16 protein-coding genes and 2 pseudogenes are annotated in these 18602 nt (G+C 66.3%); 9 read left to right on the top strand and 9 right to left on the bottom strand.

Translation table 11 applies throughout. The annotated features are described in order from the left end of the window. Positions 1 to 18: 18 nt before the first annotated feature. Positions 19 to 363 (bottom strand): hypothetical protein, encoded by a 345-nt coding sequence (locus BpN12_RS13095; RefSeq protein ID WP_246793004.1) that lies wholly within the window; start codon positions 361 to 363, stop codon positions 19 to 21. On the opposite strand from BpN12_RS13095, the gene BpN12_RS13090 reads away from it, so the two are divergent. Beyond that, a complete protein-coding gene (locus BpN12_RS13090; protein WP_246793003.1) occupies positions 362 to 2458 on the top strand; it encodes a catalase in 2097 nt (698 codons plus the stop codon). The two genes, BpN12_RS13095 and BpN12_RS13090, sit on opposite strands and share 2 nt — an antisense overlap. A 118-nt stretch (positions 2459 to 2576) precedes the next feature. Here BpN12_RS13090 and fabV read toward each other — a convergent pair whose 3' ends face one another. Both fabV and BpN12_RS13080 read right to left on the bottom strand, forming a co-directional pair. Further along, the gene (gene fabV / locus BpN12_RS13085; protein ID WP_246793002.1) at positions 2577 to 3779 is read right to left on the bottom strand and encodes an enoyl-ACP reductase FabV; all 1203 of its coding nucleotides are present in this window, start codon (positions 3777 to 3779) and stop codon (positions 2577 to 2579) included. Positions 3780 to 3988: 209 nt separating this feature from the next. Further along, entirely contained in the window at positions 3989 to 4717 is a 729-nt protein-coding gene (locus tag BpN12_RS13080; RefSeq protein WP_246793001.1) for an FMN-binding negative transcriptional regulator, read from the bottom strand. Between the two features lie 113 nt (positions 4718 to 4830). Here BpN12_RS13080 and pdxR point away from each other — a divergent pair, with 113 nt between their 5' ends. After that, entirely contained in the window at positions 4831 to 6612 is a 1782-nt protein-coding gene (gene pdxR / locus BpN12_RS13075; protein WP_246793000.1) for a MocR-like pyridoxine biosynthesis transcription factor PdxR, read from the top strand. Between the two features lie 166 nt (positions 6613 to 6778). Here pdxR and BpN12_RS13070 read toward each other — a convergent pair whose 3' ends face one another. Further along, positions 6779 to 7411 carry a trimeric intracellular cation channel family protein gene (locus BpN12_RS13070; RefSeq protein WP_246792999.1) on the bottom strand — a complete coding sequence of 211 codons (633 nt, stop codon included), beginning with the start codon at positions 7409 to 7411 and terminating at the stop codon, positions 6779 to 6781. Positions 7412 to 7842: 431 nt separating this feature from the next. Here BpN12_RS13070 and BpN12_RS13065 point away from each other — a divergent pair, with 431 nt between their 5' ends. Together BpN12_RS13065 and BpN12_RS13060 are read left to right on the top strand one after the other, a co-directional pair. Next, positions 7843 to 8991: an ImmA/IrrE family metallo-endopeptidase gene (locus tag BpN12_RS13065; RefSeq protein ID WP_246792998.1), complete on the top strand. Its 1149-nt coding sequence runs from the start codon at positions 7843 to 7845 to the stop codon at positions 8989 to 8991. Next, positions 8978 to 9460, top strand: coding sequence for a DUF4411 family protein (locus BpN12_RS13060; protein WP_246792997.1), 483 nt, complete (start codon positions 8978 to 8980; stop codon positions 9458 to 9460). Before BpN12_RS13065 ends, BpN12_RS13060 begins: the two co-directional genes overlap by 14 nt. Positions 9461 to 9469: 9 nt before the next feature. Here the strand turns inward: BpN12_RS13060 and BpN12_RS13055 are convergent. The 4 genes and pseudogenes from BpN12_RS13055 to BpN12_RS13040 form a co-directional block, all read right to left on the bottom strand. Then, a pseudogene (locus BpN12_RS13055) lies at positions 9470 to 10050 on the bottom strand (ISL3 family transposase); the annotation flags it as partial. Between the two features lie 53 nt (positions 10051 to 10103). Then, positions 10104 to 10220: pseudogene (locus tag BpN12_RS13050) on the bottom strand (IS3 family transposase); the annotation flags it as partial. Then, on the bottom strand, positions 10181 to 10924 hold the full coding sequence (locus tag BpN12_RS13045; RefSeq protein WP_246792996.1) for a hypothetical protein: 744 nt from the start codon (positions 10922 to 10924) through the stop codon (positions 10181 to 10183). The gene BpN12_RS13045 and the pseudogene BpN12_RS13050, both read right to left, overlap by 40 nt. A gap of 481 nt (positions 10925 to 11405) precedes the next feature. Further along, entirely contained in the window at positions 11406 to 12362 is a 957-nt protein-coding gene (locus BpN12_RS13040) for a helix-turn-helix domain-containing protein (RefSeq protein WP_246792995.1), read from the bottom strand. A 156-nt stretch (positions 12363 to 12518) separates the two neighbouring features. On the opposite strand from BpN12_RS13040, the gene BpN12_RS13035 reads away from it, so the two are divergent. From BpN12_RS13035 to BpN12_RS13020, 4 genes are all read left to right on the top strand, one after another. Further along, on the top strand, positions 12519 to 13418 hold the full coding sequence (locus BpN12_RS13035) for a DMT family transporter (protein WP_246792994.1): 900 nt from the start codon (positions 12519 to 12521) through the stop codon (positions 13416 to 13418). A gap of 171 nt (positions 13419 to 13589) precedes the next feature. Next, positions 13590 to 15053: a hypothetical protein gene (locus BpN12_RS13030; protein ID WP_246792993.1), complete on the top strand. Its 1464-nt coding sequence runs from the start codon at positions 13590 to 13592 to the stop codon at positions 15051 to 15053. Between the two features lie 420 nt (positions 15054 to 15473). Further along, positions 15474 to 16148 carry a hypothetical protein gene (locus BpN12_RS13025; protein ID WP_246792992.1) on the top strand — a complete coding sequence of 225 codons (675 nt, stop codon included), beginning with the start codon at positions 15474 to 15476 and terminating at the stop codon, positions 16146 to 16148. Continuing rightward, complete coding sequence (locus BpN12_RS13020; protein ID WP_246792991.1) at positions 16141 to 16848, top strand: RES family NAD+ phosphorylase; 708 nt, start codon at positions 16141 to 16143, stop codon at positions 16846 to 16848. The genes BpN12_RS13025 and BpN12_RS13020 overlap by 8 nt, the downstream gene beginning before the upstream one ends. Here BpN12_RS13020 and BpN12_RS13015 read toward each other — a convergent pair. Beyond that, positions 16826 to 17776, bottom strand: a complete 951-nt coding sequence (locus tag BpN12_RS13015; protein WP_246792990.1) for a LysR family transcriptional regulator — start codon at positions 17774 to 17776, stop codon at positions 16826 to 16828. The two genes, BpN12_RS13020 and BpN12_RS13015, sit on opposite strands and share 23 nt — an antisense overlap. Positions 17777 to 17883: 107 nt before the next feature. Here BpN12_RS13015 and BpN12_RS13010 point away from each other — a divergent pair, with 107 nt between their 5' ends. Then, positions 17884 to 18543, top strand: coding sequence for a peroxiredoxin-like family protein (locus BpN12_RS13010; RefSeq protein ID WP_246792989.1), 660 nt, complete (start codon positions 17884 to 17886; stop codon positions 18541 to 18543). Positions 18544 to 18602: the final 59 nt, after the last annotated feature.

Raw genomic sequence — 18602 nt, 5'->3', positions numbered from 1 at the left:
GCATTGCGTCCGCGCCTCTCACAACCCCCTCGCCGCGCCACCGTCGCCACCTTCCACCAGCACGCCGTTTCGCCGGGCCCGGATCTTGCGCGATTCCCTGGCCGGCACGCGTCCGTCCCCACTGGACGCGCGCCGCACGTCATATCGATCGGCGGATTTGTAGTTTTTGCAGGCCCGAGGCACGCCTGCGGAAGATCGGCACCGCACCGGCGCCCGGTCACTGCCATCCGCCGCGATCGATACCGATTCGAGCGCCGACGGTGCGTTGCCGCGTCCGCTCGCCCGCAGCATGGCGAGCGAACGCGCGACGCGCGTGCCGATCGGCCGTTTTTGACCCCACAACCGGAAGTGGAGGAATCGCATGGCCAAATCGAAAGCGACCCAGGATGCCGATGTCATCGGCCACGGTGGCGAACTGCATCAGCAACACACGGGTCGCGGCAAGCAGGATCCCGACGTGTTGACGACCAACTTCGGCGTTCCGATCTCCGACAACCAGAACAGCCTGCGCGCGGGCGAGCGCGGTCCGACGCTGCTCGAGGATTTCGTGCTGCGCGAGAAGATCTTCCACTTCGACCACGAGCGGATCCCCGAGCGCATCGTGCATGCGCGCGGCAGCGGCGCGCACGGTGTGTTCAAGTGTACGCGCGCGATTCCCGAACTCACGCGCGCGAACCTGTTCCAGAAGGCCGGCGAGGAGACCGAGGTGTTCGTGCGCTTCTCGACGGTGGCGGGCGGCGCGGGCTCGGTGGACACGCCGCGCGACGTGCGCGGCTTCGCCGTGAAGTTCTACACGCGCGAGGGCAACTGGGACCTGGTGGGCAACAACATCCCGGTGTTCTTCATCCAGGACGCGATCAAGTTCCCGGACCTGATCCACAGCGTGAAGATGGAGGCCGATCGCGGCTATCCGCAGGCGGCCTCGGCGCACGACACGTTCTGGGATTTCGCGAGCCTGACGCCCGAAAGCACCCACATGCTGATGTGGGCGATGTCCGACCGCGCGATCCCGCGTTCGCTGCGCATGATGCAGGGCTTTGGCGTGCATACGTTCCGCTTCGTCAACGCGAAGGGCGAGGGCCGCTACGTGAAGTTCCACTGGACGCCGGTGCTCGGCGTGCAGTCCACCTGCTGGGACGAGGCCGTGAAGATCGCCGGGGCCGATCCCGACTATCATCGCCGCGACCTGTTCGAGGCGATCGAGGCGGGCGACTTCCCCGAGTGGGATCTCGGCATCCAGGTGTTCGACGAGGCGTGGGCCGCGAAGCAGCCCTACGACGTGCTCGATGCCACCAAGCTGATCCCCGAGGAGGAGATCCCGGTCGAGACGATCGGCCGGCTCACGCTGAACGCCAACGCGAAGAACTTCTTCGCCGAGACCGAACAGGCCGCGTTCCTGCCGTCGAACGTGGTGCCCGGCATCGACTTCACCAACGATCCGCTGCTGCAGGGGCGCCTGTTCAGCTACCTCGACACGCAGAAGTCGCGGCTCGGCACCACCAACTTCCACCAGATCCCGATCAACGCGCCGCGCTGCCCGTTCCACAACATGCAGCGCGACGGGATGATGCAGACCCAGGTGCCCACCGGCCGCGCCAACTACGAGCCGAATTCGCTCGCGCAAGCGGGCGAGGACGGCGGCCCGCGCGAGGCGCCGGCCGAGGGCTTCACCACCTTCGAGGCCAACGCCGAGCGCAACGATCCGTCGGAGAAGCTGCGCGTGCGCGCCGAGCTGTTCGCCGACCACTACAGCCAGGCGCGGCTGCTGTTTCGCTCGCTGGAGCCGATCGAGCAGGCGCATCTGGCCTCGGCGTTCGTGTTCGAGCTGTCGAAGGTGTCGCTCGAACACGTGCGTTCGCGGATGGTCTCGCGGCTGCGCAACGTCGACGAATCGCTCGCGCAGCGCGTGGCCGACGGCCTCGCGATTCCGCTGCCCGACGCCGCGCCGCCGGCACGCGAGCCGATCGACATGAAGCCGTCGCCGGCGCTGTCGATCGTCGCCAACGCGAAGCACACGCTGCAGGGCCGCAAGGTCGGCATCCTGTTCGACGAGGGTTCGGACAAGGCCGCGATCGAGGCGCTGGTGGCGTCGATCGAAAAGGCCGGCGGGCGCGCCATGCTGATCGCGCCGAAGGTGGGTGGGGTGCCGGTGAAGGGCGGCACGCTGACGGCGGACGGGCAACTGGCCGGCTCGCCGTCGGTGCTGGTCGATGCGGTCGCGCTGGTGCTGACCGAGGATGCCGCGCGCAAGCTCGCGCAGGATTCGGCGGCCGTGTCGTTCGTGCTCGACGCGTTCGCCCACCTGAAGGCGATCGGCCACACGCCGGGCGCGCAGCCGCTGCTGGAGCGGGCCGGCATCCAGCCCGACGCCGGCGTGACCGACCTCGGCGACGCGTTCGTGAAGGCGGCGGCCCGGCGCTTCTACGATCGCGAGCCGAAGGTGCGCGATCTGGCGTGACGAACCACGCGTGTTAACGAAAAAGGGTTAACGAAAAAGCGGCGCCCGGTGGAAACCGGCGCCGCCTTTTTGCTGCTTTCCTACGCTTGATTCAGGTCGCGCTTGCCGAACGGCAGCCTCAGATGCCGACCTGGATCACGCCGGGAATCTCGACGTCGGGATTGACGTCGGCGTCGTAGTCCACGCCGGCGATCTCGAAGCCGAACAGGCGCAGGAACTCGTGCTTGTAGCCGGCGAAATCGGTGACTTCGTAGAGGTTCTCGTTGGTGACGTGGTCCCACAGCGCCGCCACCTTGGCCTGCACCTGCGGGTCAAGTTCCTTGTAGTCGGCACGCAGGCGGCCGTCTTCGTCCACATGCGGGGTGTTACCGTACATCGTGTCGTGCAGCAGCCCGTACACCTGCTCGATGCAGCCTTCGTGCGTGCCGGTTTCCTTCATCACCTTGAACAGCAGCGACAGGTACAGCGGCATCATCGGGATCGCCGAGCTGGCCTGCGTGACCACCGCCTTCAGCACCGACACGCGCGCATCACCGCCGAGCGGCGCGAGCGATTCGCGCAGGCCGATCACGGTGCGGTCGAGATCCTTCTTGGCCGCGCCGATCGAGCCGTTCCAGTAGATGTCGTGCGTGATCTGCTCGCCGAGATAGGTGAACGCCGTGGTCTTCGCGCCTTCGGCCAGCAGGCCGGCCTCGCGCAGCGCGTCCACCCACATCTTCCAGTCCTCGCCGCCCATCACGGCCACCGTGTTGTCGATTTCCTCCTGCGTGGCCGGCTCCAGCACTGCCTCGCGGATCACTTCCTTGTCGGTGTCGAGGCCGCGGAACTGCACCGTCTTGCCGATCGGCTTCAGCGTGGACTGATGCACCACGCCCGTCTTCGGATGCGTGCGGCGCGGCGAGGCCAGGCTGTAGACCACCAGGTCCACCTGGCCGAGGTCGGCCTTGATGGTCTCGAGCGTCACGCGCTTCACTTCGTCGGAAAACGCGTCGCCGTTGATCGTCTTCCCGTAGCGGCCCTCGGCCTTCGCGAACTTCTCGAACGCGGCCGTGTTGTACCAGCCGGCCGTGCCCGGCTTGCTGTCGCTGCCGGCGCGCTCGAAGCACACGCCGAGCGTGTCCGCGCCCGACGCGAACGCCGCCGAGATGCGCGCGGCGAGGCCGTAGCCCGTCGACGAGCCGATCACCAGCACCTTCTTCGGACCGTTGGCGATCGGGCCTTGCTTGACCACGTAGTCGATCTGTTCTTTGACGTTGGCCTCGCAGCCGACGGGATGAGTGGTCACGCAGATGAAGCCACGCACGCGCGGTTTGATGATCATGAAAGCCTCTGAATGCGGGGAAGTCGTAGTTCGAAGAACGGAAACGCCGTGCATTGTAATGGATGCCCCGCGACGCCGCGAACGATTGCGGCCGATTCATCCGGCCCCGGCCGGGCGCGGGGCGTGGCGGTCGCGCCCGGCTGGGCATGGCGCGGCCGTGTGCGCGGTCGGTCTGCGAACCCGCCTCGCCCCGGGGCCGCGCGGCTGGCTCATTTCGTTATGTCGGGACTCGGTCCGGCGTCCGGTTCGCGACCGGATCGAGGCTGGGAGGGGGGCCCGGATGCGTCGCCGGTTTGGTGCCCGGGTGCCGTGCCGATGCCGCCCGCGCGCATCGCCGCGGCGATTTCGTGCCGGCCCTGCGCGTGCAGGCCCGCCGCGGCGCCTTCCCGGTCGCGCGCGTCCTTGTTCTGGCTCAGCTTCGCCTTGCCTTCGAGCCGCGTGATCTCGATCTCGATGCCGACGATCGCCGCGAGCAGCGGCTCCAGATAGTCGGCCGGCGCGTCGCCCATCCTCCACGGCACCGGCTGCGCGGCCTCGTGCGTGCGCGTGAGGCGGGCCACCACGCCGCGCACGTAGCGCGGGTCGTCGCGCACCGTGAGGCGGCCGTGGGCGTGGACCACCGCGTAGTTCCAGGTCGGCACCTGGCGATGCGCCTCGTGCTTGCCCGGATACCAGTTCGGCGAGACGTAGGCGTCCATCGCGCGGAAGATCACGAGCACCGGGGCGCCGTCGCGCAGCTGCTGCCAGACCGGATTGGCGCGCGCCACATGCGCGTGCAGCACGCCGTGCGGGCCGGCCTGCGCGTCGAGTTCGAACGGCAGGTGGTTCGCGTCGAGGCCGTCCGGGCCGTGCGTGACGAGCGCGCCGAACGGATGCGCGGTGATCAGCGCGTGCAGCGCCTCGGGGCGCGCTTCGGCGAAATGGGCAGGCAGATACATGGCGGCTCCGGGTGGGGAAGGGGTGGTGGCCCGGTTGGGAATGGCTGCATTCTGCGCCGCTGCTGGCTTATGATGAAGGGCCAGTTTTTTGATATTTCAGTAGACCAGAATCGATGGCACGCACCGCCAAGACACCTGAAATCCCGTCGCTCGGCCCGCTCGACCGCGCGGCGGGCCAGTTGAGCCGCCAGCTCGCGCAGCGCCTGCGCGATGCGATCGGGCGCGGCGAGCTGCGCGCCGGCGAACCGCTGCCGGCCACGCGGCCGCTGGCGGAGGCGATCGGCGTGGCGCGCGGGACCGTGACCGAGGCGTTCGAGCAGTTGATCGCCGAGGGGTTTCTGGTGGCGCGCGGGCGTACCGGGACGTGGGTGGCGGCGGCCGTGATGCCGACGGCGAGCGGTGCGTCGGGCGTGGGGGTGGTGCCGCGCGCGCCCGATGGTGGGCCGCATCGGCCGGCCCGGCGCGGGCGGATGGGCGGCCAGGTGGATTTTGCTTCCGGGCGAGAGTCGATGGTCGGCGGCGATCGGCTCGGCACGGCGGGATACGTCGCGCAGTCGGTTCACGCTGGCGGGGGAGAAACTGAGGCCGACGGCGATCGGCTCGGCGATACGGCGGCATATGTCGCGCCGTCGATTCACGTCGCCGGGCGGCTGGCAGCGGCTGGTGGCGGCGCATCGCTGGCTTTGCCGCCTTCAAGGGGCGAACCGGCGACACCCACTCGCCTGCCCGGCCCAGCCGCCGCGTTCGCGGCGATCGCCGCCGATTTCGAGCCGCTGCCGCCGGTGCCGTTCGCGGTGTCGGTGCCGGGCGGCCCGACGCTGCCCGACGCCGCGTGGCGGCGGCTCGGCAACCGCCTGCGCGCGCGCGGCGCCGCGGTGCCGTCCGGTTATGGCGATCCGCGCGGGGTGGCCGCGCTGCGCGAGGCGATCGCCGGCTACGTGCGCCGCTCGCGCTCGGTGCGCTGCGACGCCGACCAGGTGATCGTGACGAGCGGCACGCAGCAGGGGCTGTTTCTCGCGAGTCAGGTGCTGCTCGGCGCCGGCGATGCCGCCTGGGTCGAGAATCCGGCCTATCGCGGCATCACGGCGATCCTGGAGAGTACCGGCCGCCGCGACGCGATCGTGCGCGTGCCGGTGGATGCCGAGGGGCTCGACGTCGAGGCCGGCTTGCGCCTCGCGCCCCACGCGCGCGCGGCCTTCGTCACGCCCTCGCACCAGTATCCGCTCGGCATGCCGCTCAGCGTGGCGCGCCGTGCCGCGCTCGTCGACTGGGCGCGGGCGGCCGACGCGTGGATCGTCGAGGACGATTACGACAGCGAGCTGCGCTACGCCGGCCATCCGTTCCCGGCCATGCAGGGGCTCGACCCGCAGCGCGTCGTCTATCTCGGCACGTTCAGCAAGATCCTGTTTCCGTCGCTGCGGCTCGGCTACGCGATCGTGCCCGGCGCGCTCGCCGCCGCGTTTCGCGGCGCACGCGTGCTGATGGACCGCCACGCGCCCGAGGCCGACCAGCACGTGCTGGCCGCATTCATCGCCGAGGGCCATCTTGACCGCCACATCCGGCGCGTGCGCGGCGTCTACGCGGCGCGCCGCGCGCGATTGATCGCGACGCTCGACGCGGCGCTGCCGCCCGCGCTGGCATGGCGCGCGCCGAGCGATCAGGGCATGCATCTGGTGCTGTGGCTCACGCCCGGCTTCGACGATCGGCGCGTGGTGGCGCTCGCGCGCGAGGCCGGCGTGGCGGTGCGGCCCGTGTCGCCGATGTACGCGCCGGGCACCGCTCGGCCGGGGCTCGTGCTGGGCTTTGGCGGGTTTGACGAGGCGCGCATGGACGAGGCGGCGCTGAGGCTCGCGGCGGTGATCGGGCAGGCAGCGCGGGAGTTTGGCCTCGGCTGAGGGGTTGCCGGCGGCAGCCGCGCACGGGGGGCCGGGGCAAGCGGTGAGTCGGGCTGGCAAGGCGCGCTTGCTGCCGGCCTTGCCGCGTTTCCTCGAACCGGAGGGCCTCGAAATCAGCCGATGAAAACCGGCAAAGGCGGCACGCGGGACGAACCGCGCGCGGCCTCTACTCGCCGGCCGATTGGCGCCGGCCGAACACCGGCAGCCGCCAGCCGAAGTAGAGCGACGACAGCCGGATCGCCACGCATGCGCCGATCGCAAGCCACGGCGCGAACACCGGCAGCCAGTTGGTGCGCAGCGAGACTACCTCCACGGTGGCGCCGACGAGCGCGGCCAGCGCGTAGATCTCGCGCTGCAGGATGGCCGGCACGCGCGAGAGCAGCACGTCGCGGATCACGCCGCCGCCCACCGCGCTGAACATGCCGAGCAGGATCGCCACCTCGGCGCTGCCGCTGTAGGCGAGCGCCTTCTGCGCGCCCGACACGGCGAACAGCCCGAGCCCGATCGCGTCGAACAGCAGCACCGGATAGCGCAGCCGGCGCACCTTCTGGTAGGCGGCGATGGTCAGCGCGGCCGCGCCGAGCGAAACCGCCAGATAGCTCCAGTTCGCGAGGCCCGCCGGCGGCACGGCGCCGATGCAGATGTCGCGCACGATGCCGCCGCCGCACGCCACGATGAACGTGACGAACACCACGCCGAACAGATCGAGCCGGCGCTGGCGCGCGGCCACCGCGCCGCTGATCGCGAACGCGAACGTGCCCGTCAGGTCGAGCACGGTGTAGGCGACGTGGCCGTTCATGGGCGCGGGGCCGTCGTGGCGGCAGCCGTTTCCGCGTGGGCGGAGGCCGGCTGCGCGGACGTGCGGGGGCGGAGCGGGAGGACAGGCGGGAACATCTCGGTAAGCAGGTGGAGGCGCGAGGTAACGATGATAGGCAGATGTCCGAAAACTGCAACCGGAACCTTGCGCGCGATGCGATGGGGCAGGCGGTAACAGGCGACGACGGGGTGGCGACGCCGGCCGGCGCGCCGGCGTGACGATGAGGCGATGCGCGGCCGGGGCAACGCGGTGATGAACTGACGTGGCGAGACCGAAATCGAAAGTTGTTTAGCATCACTGGTCCACCGTCATTTCGGGCGGTCTGGAAAAGCATTAGCCATGCACCGCTCATTCACTTCGCAGAGGCTGCGGAAGCACAGCAAGCCGGCACCCCACCGGTATAATGAAGGGCTATGGAGCGCATACAGTCGATCAACCCCGAGCGGATAGCTTGGTGCTGTGCCGATCACGGCACGACGCCAGGCGAACTCGCGTCCGCAGTCGGCATCTCGCAGACGACGATGGAGCGTGTTCTGGCGGGGGAGCTGGGCCTGACGTTTCCTCAGCTCAGCAAGATGGCTAGCTTCTTCGGCCGAGGGGCGCTTTTCTTCCTGGAGCCAGGGCCAGTCGATGAAGCTCAGGTGCATACACCGGCTTTCCGGACCTTGGCAAACCAAAAGCCGGAGTTGACGGCCAGGCTGAAGATGCTCATAGAGCGTGTGGAGAGGCAGCGCGAGATATATCTGAGCCTTCGCGAGGACTTGGACGACGCCAATTTGCCTCGGTTCGATGAGCCGGATCTTCCCCGCGACAACCCCGTGGAGGCAGCGAGGATTGCGCGCCAGTGGTTGGGCCTCGGGGACGACAACACGTTCGACAGCTACCGGTCGGCGGTGGAAGCGCGCGGTGTGCTGGTATTCCGTAGCAACGGATACAGCGGCAAGTGGCAGATTGCCAAAGAGAGCCCGATTCTGGGCTTCAGCATTTACAGCCCTGACTGTCCTGTCATCGTTGTAAAAAAGCAGACCTATGAATCCCAGCAATCCTTCACGTTGATGCATGAGCTGGGGCACCTACTGCTGCATCGGAGCAGTTCGATCGACGATGAGCATGACATGCAGTCCCACCGAGGTAACGAGCGGGACGCGAACGCTTTTGCCGGTCACTTGCTTGTGCCTGCGGCATTCTTGGCTAGGGTGGACGATCTGGGCCGCCCACGACAAGTCGCTGAGTACGACGAGTGGCTCAAGCCACTGCGGCGTCAGTGGGGTGTCAGTACCGAGGTCATATTGCGTCGGCTGCTTGATGCGGGGCGACTGCCACAGGAGCAATACGCTGCTTACCGGCAGTGGCGGGTTGCCCAGCCTTGGCCCGAGCAAGATGGTGGGACTCGGATGTACCGTCATCGGGAGCCCTCGCATATTTTCGGCGACAGATTCGTGCGTACAGTATTGGATGCGCTGAATGGCCGATACATTACGTTGGCAAAGGCGAGTCGGTATCTCGATGGCTTGAAGATCAACGACCTGCATCAATTGGAACGTCTCTATGCAGGCGTTTGACGCATCTTCGATGATTTATGCCTGGGATAACTATCCCATAGCTCAATTTCCAGGACTGTGGACCTGGATAGCGGCTGAGATAAATGCACGGAGACTCATGATGTCTATCGTGGCTTACGGAGAAGTATGCGCAGGCACACCGGACTGTAGTGATTGGCTCGTGACGGCTGGTCTTGAGCGATTGGAAGTCACCAACGAAATTGTGCAGGATGCCATGCGCATCAAGGCGCTACTTGGAGTGGTGGGCGATAACTATCATCCGAAGGGCGTGGGCGAAAACGATTTACTCATTATTGCTACAGCTCGGGTCCATAGGAGAGAGCTGATATCAAATGAGGCTCAACAAAACAATCCACCGGACGTGAACTCGAAACGCAAGATACCGTCCGTTTGCTCCATGCGCGGGGTAGCCGTGCCTTGCATCGACTTCGTTCAATACATACGTCGATCAGGGGCCGTCTTCCGCTAAATATTAGGCTCATCGCAGAATTCCGGGGAGTGCGGCGCGGATCTTGAGGAAGAAGTATTCCTCGTCACGATATCCGTAAGCCCGGCGCTTGATGATCTCGATCATGTTGTTGATGCCCTAGACGACGCTGGTATTGAGCCGATGCTGGCAACGGGGCAGGATGCCGTGCCAGTAGCCTTGCAGACGCCGAGCGAATAATTGAAGCGTGGCGATTCCGCTTTGCCGAGCCGGCCTAACTACACTGCCTAAGCCGGCTTCCGGCAGAACCAGAGCCGTTTCAGTGTGTCGCGCAGTACGTAGATGCACAACAGCGGCTGATTAGTAGCCAGCAATTCCTTCAAATGCACTGACTGCTCAGGTTTCGGGGTGCGGCGATTGCGCAGCAGCCAGCAGATGGACTTCAGAACCTTGCGCGCTGGCCGGTCATGGCGAAGCTGTTTGGCTTGATGGACGCACACCCGGCCGATCGGGTCGACCACTATTGTGGCGTAGCGATGGCCTTTATGAAGCACGTACTCGTCCATCGTCAGATAGCGGATCGTCGACCAGTCCGGCTCGACGATTCTTTCACGGGCATTAATCCTCGTAATGAACAGTAGAACGTTAAGGCTAGTGACCTGTCTGATTTTTTCGGACCGTTCCAATCTTGGAAAACGGCCTCGGTCGCTTCAGGTAAACAGTATCGCTGCTTAAACTCGTTCGGTGTCAGGTAGGCCGGGCTCAAGTGCGGTCGAATGGCATTGTAGTGTCGCTGCCACTGGCGGCCTCGATCTTGCGATAGTGCTCCAACAGGTCTTCGTTCCCGGAAAGAACCTCCAACATCATTTGAAGCATCAGGACCGGACCAGGAACGATCTCCGTCTCATCGATCTCTCGCCCGTCAAAATCAGGATTGGCTGGAATTTCAACGTTCACCACCCACCAGATCCCGATTTTTCTTAAAATTGTGATCAAATCTTGAAAAATCTCTACGTGGTCAAATGTCTCCGTGCCCATCACAATAGACGGCAGTTCATGAGCTAACTTGTTTCGGATCGACTTGATACGTTCGAAGGTCTCAAGATCGCCGAGGTCGATTGCGTCATGCTCGATCAACCAATCGAGCGACGCGTACAGAGTGCTTTTGTTGCGAGCGAGAACTTTCGTGCGATATTCCTCGCTAAGCTGATACGTACCGGGCTCGAGACCAATGTTTTCGATGTTGAAAAAGTCGCGAATACGCCCAATGATTGATTCCCTCAGAAGTTCAAAGGCAGTGATGTAGAGCGACGCCGAGATGAGCTTTTCTTGCATGACAGCGGGCGTGAGCAGCTGTTCCCATTGCTCGTTAGCGGGCATGGTCGTGAACTCCGTTAGGTTAGCGAAGCTGTTTTGATCACCAAGCGTGCCGACAAGACCCTCGGCACGCAAGTGCGTGTCCCGGAGGAGCATCTGCATCGGCTTGTGCTTGCTGATCGAAGCCACTTCTTGATTGCTCAGACCCGCCTCCACGAGCCGACTGCCCGCTTCGTGGCGTAGATCGTGAAAGTGGAAGTCGATCAGGACTGTCTGATTTTTGATGGCGTTTCAGACCTTTGTGAATTGGTACGCTCGTCGTTTCCTATCGCGGCTGGGTTTCCCGAAAAATTGGGTTCGCAAGGCGGTTTGCAAGACTGATGCCGCGAGCTTGGCAGCATTGTTTTTGGCGTCGGTCAGGCGCACAACGTGGCGTTCAAGGTCGATATGGCTGCGGCCGCGGCCCAACTACTCCTGACAGACGCATTCCGGTTTCAATGGCCAGGCGCACGATCCAGCCTGGCATGGGCTTCGTGTGTTTATCGACAGCTGCGAGTCGCAATGTTTTGCTCGCGGCCCGACAGGCGCCGATTTTATCCTTCTCCGGGGCGGGGCTTGCGGATACCGGGTGATGAATCATCGACTCACCGACCAACCCTGCCTTCCACCATCACGCGCGCCGCATCGCCTGCCGGAACGCCGTCGGCGCGACGCCGTGCGCGTCACGAAACCGGTGGCTGAAATGCGCGGCGTTCGCGTAGCCGCATTGCGCGGCCACCTGCGTGAGCGGCAGCGCCGTGCCGCGCAGCAGCGAGCGGGCACGGGCCAGCCGCTGCTCGGCGATCCAGGCGTGCGGCGGGCTGCCGAACGAGACGCGGAACATCCGCGAGAAGTGGTATTCGGACAGTGCCGCAAGGTCGGCCAACTCGCCGAGCGTGATCGTCTGCGCGAGCCGTGCCTCGATGTAGTCGCGCAGGCGCCGCCGTACCGCCGGCGAGAGGCCGCCGGTGCGCGGCATGCCCGCGCGCAGGGCGCTCTGGTCGCGCATCAGCAGGCTCAGGACGTCGTGTGCGGTTTCGTTCGCGCGCAGCCGGCCGTCCACGTCGTCCCACGATTCCAGCAGCAGCGAGCGGCACAGCTCGGCGATGCGCGGGTCCTCGAAATAGGTGCGGTCGGCCAGACCCAGCTCGCGCGGCTCACGGTCGAGTTCGCGCACGGCGCGCCGCGAGAAGTGCTCGGGCAGAAAGTACAGATGCATGAAGTGCATCTCGCCGCGCACCCACCAGCGCGATTCGTGGTCGCCCGGTAGTGCGCAGAGCCGGCTCGGCGCGCCGTAGCGGCCCGGCAGCTTATGCCGCTCGGTGCGGTAGCCGCCCGCGAGGTAGCACGACAGCGTGTGATGGCCCGGCTGGTCGTAGGCCGTTTCGGCGATCTCGGTGTGACGCGTCCATTCGGCGACCGCGAGATGGTCGCCGAGCCAGGCGAAGCGGTGCAGCGTCGCGTCCGTCTCGGCGAGCGTGCGGCACACTGACTGCATGCCGAACGGCAGGTCGGCGGCGTTCGCGAGTTCGGCGGCGGTGGCGGGCGGCGTGAGGAGGATCGGCGGCGTGGCGCGGGCGGGCTTCATTGGCGCAGTATAGAGGCGCGCGCGCGAGCCGGCCCGGCTCATTTCATAAAGACCGCAATTCCGGACAAGCCCGGCGGCGCGCGGCGCGGCACAGTCGAGGCTGGGGAGCGCCCGGCGCCTTCCCGTTCTCGTCACCGCTACTGCCGCTCGCTACTCATGAATCTTCTGCTTTATGTCGTCACGGTGCTGATCTGGGGCACCACGTGGATCGCCATCAAATGGCAACTCGACGGCGTGCCGCCGTCCGTGTCCATCGCCTGGCGCTTCTGGATCGCCGCCGCCGTGCTGTTCGCGATCCTGCGCGTGTTGCGCCGGCCGATCCGGCCGCCTCGCGAGGCGTGGCGTTTCCTCGTCGCGCAGGGCCTCGCGCTGTTCTGTCTGAACTTTCTGTGCTTCTACTACGCCGAGCAGGTGGTGCCGAGCGGGCTGGTGGCCGTGGTGTTTTCGATCGCGCCGCTGTTGAACGCGATCAACGGCCGGATCTTCCTCGGCCGCCCGCTGCAGCCCACCGCGATCGCCGGCGCGCTGCTGGGGCTGATGGGGATCGGCTGCCTGTTCTATCAACAGATGGCCGGCCATCTCGGCGACGCCGCCACCTGGCGTGGCCTCGTGGTCGCGCTGGGCGGCACGCTGTGCTTCTCCACCGGCAGCCTGCTGTCGAGCCGGATGCAGGCGATGGGGCTGCATCCGCTCACCACCAACGGCTGGGCGATGCTGATCGGCGCCTCGGTGCTCACGCTCGGCTCGATCGCGGCCGGGCTGCCGCTCATGCCGGAGATGGCGCCGCGCTACCTTGGGGCGCTCGCCTATCTGGCGGTGCCGGGCTCGGTGATCGGCTTCACGTCGTACCTGATGCTGGTGGGACGGATCGGGCCGGAGCGCGCCGCTTACTGCACGGTGCTGTTCCCGTTCGTGGCGCTGACGGTGTCGACGATCTTCGAAGGCTACCGCTGGTCGCCGCTGGCGGCGCTGGGGCTCGTGCTGGTGGTGGCGGGAAATCTGGTGGCGTTCGATCTGACGCGGCGCGTGTTTGCGCGGCGGCGCTGCGCGGCTTGAGCCCGACTTGAGTCGTGGATTGAGTCGTGGGCGGCGGGATGGGCCATGTCGCGGCCATCCCGTCCGGGCGGATCGCATGACGCGGCACGCACATCGAGAGGGTTGATCAAATAGACGATGAAGCCTGATGTGGCTCAAGGCACCGGTTGATCCGGAGGTCAAACTTTCTAGTTGAAAGCAGAAACGCCGGCGCGAAACGCCGGCGCGAAACGCCGGCGCGAAACGCCGGCGCGAAACGCCGGCGCGAAACGCCGGCGCGAAACGCCGGTGGCAATCGTCGAGGTGATTTTGCGACTGGTTCCGTCGGGTTTCATTCAATCCTGTTTCTCCCGCCGGTGCGAGTCCATTCAGGACGCTCGCGATGCGCTTTTCCGGGCCTCCGCCTTCCTGCGCCGGATGCGAACGCGCGCCGCCGGCACGCACAAGATGTTGTCGGCCTGCTGCCTGCTGGGCCTGCTGGGCTTACTGGGCCTGCCGTTCGCGCAGGGCCAGGCCCATGCCTCGGCGTTGACGGTCACGGCGACCTACAAGGGCAGCCTGACGAGCACCGGCGGACAATTCACCAACACCACGCCGCAAAGCGGCATTTGCGTCGACCGCCCCGGCATGTGCCCGAAAGGCTATTTCAGCATCCTGTTTCCATGGGCCGGGAATCAAGGCAGGAACGTCGGCGCCTACGCCATTCACTACGGCATGCCGTCTCAGTCCTGGGACGATAGCGTGAACATGGAGATCGACGCCTACGACCGCACGGTGCCGGTCTATAACGATCACGGCATGGCGCGCACCGTCGTGCTCAAGGTGGATGCGATCGGGTTCCTGAACAATCCGGCATCGGGAAGTGTATACAGCGCCTATACGCGGCCCTATGGCACCAACTGCCGGGGCATCAACTGGCGAAGCACGAGCGAAGGCGGGGCTTATGCGATCTGGACCGGAACGAATCCGGGCTACACCCTCTGCTGGATCGGCCCACCCCGTGGCCAGCAAACGGTCACGCTGGGCTACGTCAGCTTTCGCTATCTCCTGAAGCTCGACAAGCCGTGGACCTGGCCGCCCGGCGTCTACCGCGGCACCTACCTGTACGGGTACGGGTCCGGGCGCGATCTCTATTTCGGGCCGAATTTTTCCGGAAGCGTGGACGACGTCTCGCTCAATTTCGTACTGACCGTGCTGCCCGACATGTACGTCCACTTTCCCGGCGATCATGGCGGCGTGGTCGGCGCCGATCTGGCGCCGCCGGGCGGCTGGTTCAACTGGCAGGGCAGGACGCCGCCCGCGCTCACGGCCGAGGTGCCGTTCGACTTCGCCGCGCTCGGGCCGGTGAGGATCTCGCTGCAGTGCCAGAATCCGGCGGGCGACACCTGCGGCATCGTCGATCCGGTGGGCGGGGCGCCGCTGGCGGTCGATGCATTGCTGACCGACAACCACCTGAGGGATGACAGCGGCAGGGCGGCGATCGACAGCCGGCTGACGACGACCGCGCGCGTATTTACGCCGCTGGCCGGGCAGCCCGTCGGCGTCGTGCCGGCGCGCTTGACGTTCCGGACCCAGCCCGGCGAGACGCAGCAAATGCAGGCCGGGCATCAGTACGGCGGCCTCGTGACCATCGTGTTCGATTCCGGCGTCAACTAGCCAGCCTGCCGATCAGTTGCCCAACGCCGCCTCCGGGCGCCGGCTCCGCTTTCTTCCCACCGGCACCGCGGGAGCGTGGGGACGCGACCGGTGCTGGTAGTGCTGCCGACCGTCCCGGCGCCATCATCGAACGGCAGGATCGGTTCGCCGGGATCGCGGCGAAGCATGGCGCCATGCCGCTCGCCGAGATCGGGCGGCACGCCGACGCGTCGTTTGAGCATGCGGGGGCCCTGTTGCGGCAATTCGATGGTGGGCTGGGGGCGAGCGCGGACGTGGGCGCGGCGGCGAGCGCCGTGGATACCCCCCTGAAGACTTATGGGCCCCGCTCATTTCCCTGAACCGGGAGTGAGAGTCGGGCGTCTGGGTTATTTGGACTATGCTAAGGTTCAATAACCTTGATAACCTGACGGGAGCACAACCATGAGCACCGCAGAAGACCATCCTGGCGTCTCCACCCTGGTTGGAACCCCGAAACAGGTTCAGGACCACCTCCGGAAGTCCCGTGCCGATCAGGTGTTGGTACTCTCGTTCGAGCATGTCGACGATCAGTTGCTTTCGGTCGTCGCCGAGAACATGTCCCATGTCGCGACGTCGATGCTGGAACTGTTGCTGGAACGGCAGGAGCGGCGGGTCGTCGAGCTTCTGGCCGAGGCTTTCGTACCGCCGAAGCCGGCGTCTCCGCAGCTTCTCAAGGAGGCGGCGATGCTGAGCCGGGCGCGCAAGGCCGTGCTGGAAAGCGGAGATTGGCTGACGGCGGCCCAACTGGCCGAGCTGGCCGGCCTGAGCGCCACCAACCCCAGCGCGCAACCGAACAAGTGGAAAAAGCAGGGGCTGATCTTCGCCATTCATCACAAGGGCGTCGATTACTTCCCTGCCTATGGGTTGGACCGGAATGCCGACTTTCGGCCGTTGAAGGCACTGGCCGAGATCGTCAAGGAATTTGACGGGCACAAGGACGCCTGGGGCATGGCGTTCTGGTTCCTGTCGTCCAACAGCTTCCTGGGGGGCAAGCGACCGCAGGATTTGTTGGCGACGTCGCCGGACCGGGTGATCGCGGCCGCCAGCGACGAATTGCGGGAAGTCGCGCATGGCTAAACGCCCTGGCCGGATTGCCGACCCCGTGCCGGTGTCGAAGCCGGCCGAGGCCGACGCCGCCACGCCGGCACCGCCCGAGGTCCTGCACGCCACCATGAAGACCATCGAGGCCGGGACGATGTTGCACCGCGTCCATCTCGATCGGTATTTAGCCGACGAATTCAATCCGGGCACGCAGGGAAATGCCCGCTTCAGCCCGATCCAGGACGCGCAAAGTGTGGCCATCCCCACGCTGTACGGCGGGGCGACGATGGATTGCGCCATGATTGAAACGATCTTTCACGACGTTCCGCATGCAGCCGGCTTGAAGACCTTCGACAAATCCAGACTGGATGGCCAGGTTCACTCGATGGTCGAAGTGACCGAAGACCTGACGCTCGTCGATCTGGCCAGCGTTGCGTTGCGCAAGCTGGGCGTGACCCGCCGGCAGCTCATCGACACGGAGAAGGATCAGTATCCGGCCACCCGCCGATGGGCACAAAAGCTTCATGAGCAACTGCCGGAGGCGCAGGGTTTGTCGTGGATTTCGCGGCAGGATGATTCCGCCCGCGCCGTGGTCCTGTTCGGTGATCGAATCCCGGACGGTGCATTGCGTCAGGAAGAAGTCTCGCGCAGCTTGACGGGCGATACGGGCGCGTATGACGCGGTCCTCGACCTTGCCGGCCGGCTGGACGTGCTCATCGTGCCGGGGAAGGGCTGACTTCGCCGACGCTGGTGCCTGGGCGCCCGCTCCCGTCCACCGAAATCCCCCGCAACTCCTCCACCAGATACTCCACCAGCGCCCGCGCCGCCGGCCGCACCGCGCGCCCCGCCGGGAACACCGCGTGGACTTCGACGGGATCGAGTTCCCAGTCCGTCAGCAGCGCCTCCAGCCGGCCGCTCGCGAGTTCGTCGCGACAGCCCCAGAGGCCGATCGTCAGCAGGCCGAGGCCGGCCACCGCCGCCGCCGTGGCGCCTTCGTTGACGTTGGTCGTGAAGCGTCCCCCGGCATCCAGCACCACTTCGCGCCCGTCCTTGCGGAACGTGGTGCCCAGCGATTCCGCGCTCGACGGGCCGTGGACGAACGCGTGCCCGGCGAGCTCCGACGGATCGGCGGGCCGCCCGGCGCGCGCCAGATAGGCCGGCGCGCCAACCAGCAGGCGCGGCGAGCGGCCGATCAGCCGCGCCGTCGCGTTCGAATCGCGCAGCACGCCGAACCGGATCGCCACGTCCACGCCCTCGACGATCAGGTCCTGACGGTCGTCGGCCATCCGCAGCTCGATGCGCAAGGCCGGATGCGCGGCCATCAGCCGGTCGAGGCGCGGGATCAGCTCGCGAATCCCGAAGCTGGTCGAGAGCGCGACGCGCAGCGTGCCGCGCAATTCCGCGGTGCCGCGTGCGATGCGGTCCGCTTCCTCCAGCGATTCGAGGATCGCATCGACGCGCAGCAGATAGTCCGCGCCGGCCTCGGTCAGCTTCACGGCGCGCGTGCTGCGCACGAACAGCGCGGTGCCGATCTCGGCTTCCAGCTCCGAGATCTGCCGCGACACGGACGGCTGGCTGATGCCGAGTTCGAGGCCGGCTTTCGTGAAACTCGAGGTGCGCGCCACACGCGTGAACAGCCGCAACACGGACAGTTTGTCATTCATTTGTCGGGTAAATAACTGATAGTCGCCGCCGCATTCTACCGCGAGCCGGTTGAATGAATCACCATGACTTCACGCGCCAATCACGGCGCACTCACACGGAGTCGATCATGAAACTGCAAGACAAGCTGGACGCCTTCAAGGCTCATTTCGAAACGAAGGTCGCGCCGCCGCACGTCGTCGAGCTGATCCATCGCACCACCGACGAACTGATCGCGACGGGGCAGGCCGGGCGCGCGCTGAAGGCCGGCGACGCGGCACCGGCCTTCACGCTGCCGGGCGCCAACGGCGAGCGTGTTTCGCTGGCCGAGCTGCTGGCGCAGGGGCCGCTGGTGGTCACGTTCTATCGCGGCGGCGGGTGCCCGTACTGCAACCTCGACCTGCAGGCGATCGAGGCCGCCGCGGACGAGATCCGCGCGACCGGCGCGCAGCTCGTCGCGATCTCGATGCAGACGGCCGAGAGCAGTCTCAAGTCGCAACGCGACAACAAGCTGAGCTTCCCGATCCTCGTCGATGCGGGCGGCGCCACGGCCGACGCGTTCGGCATCCGCTTCCGCATGCAGGACGAGCTGATCCACGCCTATCAGGGTTTCGGCATCGAGCTGCCGGCCGTGAACGGCGAGCCGAGCTGGACGCTGCCGATGCCGGCGCGCTACGTGATTCGCCAGGACGGCACGATCGTCTACGCGGAAGTCAATCCCGACTACACGCGCCGCCCCGATCCGAGCGAACTGCTACCGACGCTGCGCGCGCTGCAAGCGGTGGCGTGAATGGCACGGCGTGTTCGCGGCGGCACTCGCGCTGCCGCGAACACGATCCCGCCAGGCAG

Source organism: Burkholderia perseverans (genome assembly GCF_022870505.1).
Taxonomy (GTDB): Bacteria; Pseudomonadota; Gammaproteobacteria; order Burkholderiales; family Burkholderiaceae; genus Burkholderia; species Burkholderia plantarii.
This window is presented reverse-complemented; position numbering and strand designations above follow the sequence as displayed.

What these genes read in the sequence shown, in the direction of transcription:
- BpN12_RS13090 (WP_246793003.1), top strand. Translation starts at nt 362, where the DNA reads ATGGCCAAATCGAAAGCGACCCAGGATGCCGATGTCATCGGCCACGGT.
- BpN12_RS13095 (WP_246793004.1), bottom strand. Translation starts at nt 363, where the DNA reads ATGCGATTCCTCCACTTCCGGTTGTGGGGTCAAAAACGGCCGATCGGC.
- fabV (WP_246793002.1), bottom strand. Translation starts at nt 3,779, where the DNA reads ATGATCATCAAACCGCGCGTGCGTGGCTTCATCTGCGTGACCACTCAT.
- BpN12_RS13080 (WP_246793001.1), bottom strand. Translation starts at nt 4,717, where the DNA reads ATGTATCTGCCTGCCCATTTCGCCGAAGCGCGCCCCGAGGCGCTGCAC.
- pdxR (WP_246793000.1), top strand. Translation starts at nt 4,831, where the DNA reads ATGGCACGCACCGCCAAGACACCTGAAATCCCGTCGCTCGGCCCGCTC.
- BpN12_RS13070 (WP_246792999.1), bottom strand. Translation starts at nt 7,411, where the DNA reads ATGAACGGCCACGTCGCCTACACCGTGCTCGACCTGACGGGCACGTTC.
- BpN12_RS13065 (WP_246792998.1), top strand. Translation starts at nt 7,843, where the DNA reads ATGGAGCGCATACAGTCGATCAACCCCGAGCGGATAGCTTGGTGCTGT.
- BpN12_RS13060 (WP_246792997.1), top strand. Translation starts at nt 8,978, where the DNA reads ATGCAGGCGTTTGACGCATCTTCGATGATTTATGCCTGGGATAACTAT.
- BpN12_RS13040 (WP_246792995.1), bottom strand. Translation starts at nt 12,362, where the DNA reads ATGAAGCCCGCCCGCGCCACGCCGCCGATCCTCCTCACGCCGCCCGCC.
- BpN12_RS13035 (WP_246792994.1), top strand. Translation starts at nt 12,519, where the DNA reads ATGAATCTTCTGCTTTATGTCGTCACGGTGCTGATCTGGGGCACCACG.
- BpN12_RS13025 (WP_246792992.1), top strand. Translation starts at nt 15,474, where the DNA reads ATGAGCACCGCAGAAGACCATCCTGGCGTCTCCACCCTGGTTGGAACC.
- BpN12_RS13020 (WP_246792991.1), top strand. Translation starts at nt 16,141, where the DNA reads ATGGCTAAACGCCCTGGCCGGATTGCCGACCCCGTGCCGGTGTCGAAG.
- BpN12_RS13015 (WP_246792990.1), bottom strand. Translation starts at nt 17,776, where the DNA reads ATGAATGACAAACTGTCCGTGTTGCGGCTGTTCACGCGTGTGGCGCGC.
- BpN12_RS13010 (WP_246792989.1), top strand. Translation starts at nt 17,884, where the DNA reads ATGAAACTGCAAGACAAGCTGGACGCCTTCAAGGCTCATTTCGAAACG.